At 39.6% G+C, this 4,724-nt stretch carries 5 protein-coding genes and 2 pseudogenes; 2 read left to right on the top strand and 5 right to left on the bottom strand.

Going from position 1 to position 4,724, the window contains the following annotated elements; translation table 11 throughout:
* The first annotated feature begins 465 nt into the window (after positions 1 to 465).
* Together AB4589_RS20310 and AB4589_RS20305 are read left to right on the top strand one after the other, a co-directional pair.
* Positions 466 to 900 carry a CesT family type III secretion system chaperone gene (locus AB4589_RS20310; RefSeq protein ID WP_017098098.1) on the top strand — a complete coding sequence of 145 codons (435 nt, stop codon included), beginning with the start codon at positions 466 to 468 and terminating at the stop codon, positions 898 to 900.
* A gap of 6 nt (positions 901 to 906) precedes the next feature.
* Entirely contained in the window at positions 907 to 2,103 is a 1,197-nt protein-coding gene (locus AB4589_RS20305; protein ID WP_017098097.1) for a hypothetical protein, read from the top strand.
* 608 nt (positions 2,104 to 2,711) lie between these two features.
* Here AB4589_RS20305 and exsE2 read toward each other — a convergent pair.
* From exsE2 to AB4589_RS20280, 5 genes and pseudogenes are all read right to left on the bottom strand, one after another.
* Positions 2,712 to 3,002: a T3SS regulon translocated regulator ExsE2 gene (exsE2, locus tag AB4589_RS20300; protein WP_017098096.1), complete on the bottom strand. Its 291-nt coding sequence runs from the start codon at positions 3,000 to 3,002 to the stop codon at positions 2,712 to 2,714.
* 7 nt (positions 3,003 to 3,009) lie between these two features.
* Complete coding sequence (locus AB4589_RS20295) at positions 3,010 to 3,456, bottom strand: type III secretion system chaperone (protein ID WP_017098095.1); 447 nt, start codon at positions 3,454 to 3,456, stop codon at positions 3,010 to 3,012.
* A gap of 203 nt (positions 3,457 to 3,659) precedes the next feature.
* Positions 3,660 to 3,779: pseudogene (locus AB4589_RS20290) on the bottom strand (ISAs1 family transposase); the annotation flags it as partial.
* A 254-nt stretch (positions 3,780 to 4,033) separates the two neighbouring features.
* A complete protein-coding gene (locus tag AB4589_RS20285) occupies positions 4,034 to 4,468 on the bottom strand; it encodes a CesT family type III secretion system chaperone (RefSeq protein ID WP_017098094.1) in 435 nt (144 codons plus the stop codon).
* A 114-nt stretch (positions 4,469 to 4,582) separates the two neighbouring features.
* Positions 4,583 to 4,724 (bottom strand): annotated as a pseudogene (locus tag AB4589_RS20280) (IS5/IS1182 family transposase); the annotation flags it as partial.

Raw genomic sequence — 4,724 nt, 5'->3', positions numbered from 1 at the left:
AATCCAAAAGGTCAAAGAGCCGCGGTTAATGAGTTATTGATTGTATTTTGCTTCCAGTTGGTTGTTTTATAACGAGGTTTAGGTATAGGGCTACGAGAGAGAGTGGTGGTAGCTGCTCAGGTCGTAGATTCTTAATTTAGTTCCACTGAATTGCGAAACAAAGCTAATCTTACCACTTAACCAACTCATTTACGTTCCAATGCCTATGGAATTGGGTCTCGCTTTTGGCTGGCTAAGCAAATTATAATCATTTACCAAAACTTTAAAAAAGTATACAAAATTCAATTAGATAAACATAATTAAGATGATGTAATTTGAGGGTGAAAATGCTATTTCCGACCATTTTACGGAGACCATCGAAACTGTTCCCGTAGAAACATAAAAAATAACGGCTACATATGATTGCCGTTTTTTTGTTGCACGTTAATCTAAGTGGTAAAACCATGACAAATTGAACAGGATAAAATGGACAGAGAAAGTAATGTCAAATACTGGCTGAGAAATATCAACGAGCAGCTAACTCTAATTGACCGTCGGTGCCATATGCGGGTAGACGAGGCTCATTCCCTCCTGGTCCAACTCTCTGAAGATGGACAGGAGCTTCTACTTCATGGTGAGATAACGGATATTTCTATGAAGGATGAATTGTATATACTCCGCAGCAGTATGGTACTGAACGGACAACAGGATACGATGAAACGTTGTTGGTTAGCGACGCATCAAAATAAACTGCTTCTCATTCATGAGCTTAGCTTAGTTGATTGCGATGAAATCGACTTTGAGAACACGATGAACAACTTCATTGTGCTTATGAGTACTCTTAGAACTCAATTTAGTTCGGTATCAGAACCGATAAATGAAGTAACCATGCCTTATTCTCAACAGCTTATAAAAGGATAAATATTCATGCCTATTGGATTGAATCCAGTTCAAACGACTAATGTCACAAACACTTCAACTCATACCAAGAGTCCATATGAACTAAAGGTTCAGCCTGACAAAGCTAAACTACTGCAGGATATCGCGCCAACAGGACCTACACTGAAACAACCCACCACAGGAGAAAAAACTGCTATCACGATAAGTATGGATGAAGCAATGACAGCAATGACAGCAATGAACAAAGAACAAGCGAAGGGAGGTTTTACTCTTGATGACGGACGACAGTTCGAAATTCGAGATATGCATGTAATCAGACAGAACAAGGGGGGCTTGATAAGCCGGATGAAAGAAGGTTTCATCAAAGCATTACATGGTCAAGGAGCTTCATCCTCAGATGCTAAAAAGCTGACCGCAGCGTTACACCAAAAAGCCGATAACCCAGCAGTTCAGGAAAACTTTGTGCGCTCGTGGGATAGTGGAGGTTTTACAGATCCTACAGTAGTAAGTGGTGAAATGGGAGTGCGTGGGCACCAGTCAAAACAAGATTTTCAGTTTATTGTCCACACCGCACCAATAACTCACTTGATGGAAGGGAAGGGCGTTTTTAGTATTGATGCAGAAAGTGCGCTAACCTCCTGGGATGTAGCATGCACTAGTATCGTAAACCAGAGCAAGACTTTCACTTATGGCTCCGTTGGTGTAATTCTGAAAGTTCCGGAACAAAATGTTATTGCCGCTAGTCCAAACGATCTGATGTCGGAAACCAACATTGGTCTTCTTGATCGGACTGAAGATCTTGTCAACGTCTCAGATAAGAACGCTACAAAGACCCGCTATGAGGCAATGCCTGACTATGAACGTACAGGGTTACTAGCAAAAAAGGAATTACCGCGACATCAAAGGCATACCAACACTCCAAGTGAAGTCCTGAAGAAAACCTATGGGATGCGCAATGAAATTCTTATCTGTACGTCTGGAGGTGTAAATCTCCACGAGGGGCAGAAGGCAACCGAGAAGGTGGAAATAGCAGGGTTTTTCCTCAACGACAGCGCCCCAACAGCCTCTCACCAAGATTTAGCCGATTGGAAAGGAGAAACGTTGTTATCCAAAAATGATAAGTACGAGTTATTCAAGCAGCATGCTGAGCCCCTAGCCCAAAAACTTGGAGTGCCAATTATTTACTTAAACGGTACAGCGGATATTGCGGAAGTTTTGAAGTAGAAATAAATATAAAAACGCAAATTTTTATGTAGTCTGGTGTTGTAGGGCAAATGAGAGGCGAGCGTCTAATAGTTGATTTTCTGAACATATAATAACTAACGCAGATACCACCAACTAAGGTGGTGTCTGCAATTTAAGTTTGAAGGTCAAATCGATAGAAGTGTGTTAAAATAACTCTTTTTCTTAACTGAATTAAACAACAACGTCGCATTTATCGTAAAACAGCTTTAGTTATGGCATAAATCGTCATTACATCTATGTATGCATTGATTTTAAACAATATTAGAAGGTGATGAGAGTAAGAAGTTTTTTAAACGGCTTTATAGATGGAGTTATTCTCCTCCGGCAACGCATGTAAACAATGAGGATTACCTTTCCCCTACAAAGATAGGCGTCTAAGTAGTGCTGAATCTTTGGCTACCTAAGCTTCACGGCTCAAAAAAACGGGAAGCAAAAATTTGACTATCACAAGTGTCCACTATCTGAAACAGCGTGTATTGTGTGCTACAGCTATTAGTACCGCTTTAACTCTGTGTCATTACAACGCACAAGTTGAGGATAGTTACACAAGGCTCAAAACTAGGGCCGATTTCGATTTATGGTCGTTTTTATTGAGACTGACTGATCACTTGGATTTTTCTATTCAATAAGGCTTGTACAGAATGAGGGTCTTTTTCGAAGCTTAAGATTGAGTTATAAATTTCCACATTCGCATGCATCGACAACAACTCACTTAACTCCAGTTTGGAGTTGGCTCGATTCGCCTCTCGCTCTCCAGGACTAGTCTGTACAACGGTTCGCCCCAGAAAGGTGCCTTGCGTTGCGAGGGGAGGTTGTCCTTTGCTCTCTAAGTTATTGAAATATATATCATTTATTTTTGGTTTGATGTCGTTGGACATAAGGTACCTAAACTCTTAAGTCTGAGCTCTGAAGCATAGACGGTGAAACTTCTGTTACGACATGAGCAGACAACAAGGACTCCCAAGATTCGCTCTGTGTGAGCAGTTCAGCAAGTCCACTCTCAAACAGCTCATAGTCGAGTTTTTCGGCACGAAGCAACCTGTTTAAACACAGCTTGTGCCTGTGATTATCTAGACTAAAAAATAGTTGATGTTCAGACCAGTGATAGTTGAATGACAAAAAAGAACGATAAAGATCAGAATTAACAATTTGTAGGTCAACAATCTCTACTTCTAGTTGAAGTGTTTCTATTTTAGAGTGAAAAATTAAATGCACTCTTAACTTATCGTCAAAAGCTAACCCCAGTTCGTCTTCAGTCAAATGTAATTCAGGCAAGCCTACTCGACGAGAAAACTCTATCAGAACCTCATCTACAATTTGGCGTACTGACATAAAAACAGTCCTTTCATTAAATGTTAATAGTTATTATAGGTTAAACAGGTGTTTTTTATATTATTATTGGTTGATATTTTTTATATATTACGTAAGGTTCAGTCAGATCGCAATTACCAAAATACGCAGTTCTTCGGCATTCGCGCTTCTTAAGCGTGATTCTATTCCTTTTATGGTCTCAATAAGGGCACGAATGTACTTTGTTAATCTGATGTAAACAGAACGGAGGCTCTGTAATCTTTATTCCATGCAGCTTTATTCATCTTCCTTGGTACTGATAAGTCCCTTTCGGATTTCCTAAATCAGTCCTGAACAAAACGTTGATGATGAAACTGATTCAGTGACACACTCTCAAAGGGCTAGTTGTCTTTGTTTACATACTTTGTTAATAATTCTTGATGTAGTACCAATGGAGCAAGAATTGTTGCCTCGCCTTCAAACCAAGTAGCTCTTCCTGAACCAAGCATCCCGATGTGACTAGGGAATACTGTAATCAACTTGCGTGTGAAGCAAGTTGAGAGCAGACCGCTAGCTGTAATAGTATTTCAGCTCCCTGCAGTTTATTAGGTTAATACAATTAAACGCGAAAAGTTGTAGGGTAAAAATGTGATTCTTTGTCGATAGATTTTGATTCTATATTGTTAGCTAGAGAGGTTATTTGTTCATAGTATTGGCTGAGCAATTCCAATTGTTGATATACCGTGTACCGATCGGCTTGAACGATAGGCTGATGATTCCAAAGAATGAGGTTATTACTTTTATTATCAAAGCCAACAACTGGTTTTTTCTCATCTTGGCTAAACATATTCATTTCAAGCAAAACCTGAGCATTGTTTTTGTTGAGTTCACCTAAATTACTTAACATCATCAAACGTCCACTTGGGTGTTCGGTAATGTGGCACTCTTGCTCTCCTACTTTAATGCTTGTCACATTATTCGTTTCAGTGTTTGCTGCCTCTAGACCGAGCTCTTGGCAAAGCATTTCAACTACTTTTATATATTGCTGACTCATATTGTTTACTTATTTACTGTAAAAAGGCGTGTCAGTAGACCAAAAAGTGAGTTTAATAACGGCTTTGTTGCGTAATTCAGTTTAGAGACAGAGCAGCCCCATATCGTGCGTTTCTTAGTCAATACGGCAAGTTTCAGGCATACCTAACCCAGTGAGCTTGTTCAACGCTTTTATCATCGCGTAAGTTTCTCTCACTTGTGCATTGTAATGTCTTAAACTTAAACGACCACCAAGTAACTGTTTAACTCGATACATC

The sequence above is a fragment of the Vibrio sp. 10N.222.49.A3 genome, assembly GCF_041475145.1.
Taxonomy (GTDB): domain Bacteria; phylum Pseudomonadota; class Gammaproteobacteria; order Enterobacterales; family Vibrionaceae; genus Vibrio; species Vibrio tasmaniensis_A.
This window is presented reverse-complemented; position numbering and strand designations above follow the sequence as displayed.

Bases quoted from the DNA above. Each gene is read 5' to 3' on its own strand.
- AB4589_RS20310 (WP_017098098.1), top strand. From the start codon at position 466: ATGGACAGAGAAAGTAATGTCAAATACTGGCTGAGAAATATCAACGAG.
- AB4589_RS20305 (WP_017098097.1), top strand. From the start codon at position 907: ATGCCTATTGGATTGAATCCAGTTCAAACGACTAATGTCACAAACACT.
- exsE2 (WP_017098096.1), bottom strand. From the start codon at position 3,002: ATGTCCAACGACATCAAACCAAAAATAAATGATATATATTTCAATAAC.
- AB4589_RS20295 (WP_017098095.1), bottom strand. From the start codon at position 3,456: ATGTCAGTACGCCAAATTGTAGATGAGGTTCTGATAGAGTTTTCTCGT.
- AB4589_RS20285 (WP_017098094.1), bottom strand. From the start codon at position 4,468: ATGAGTCAGCAATATATAAAAGTAGTTGAAATGCTTTGCCAAGAGCTC.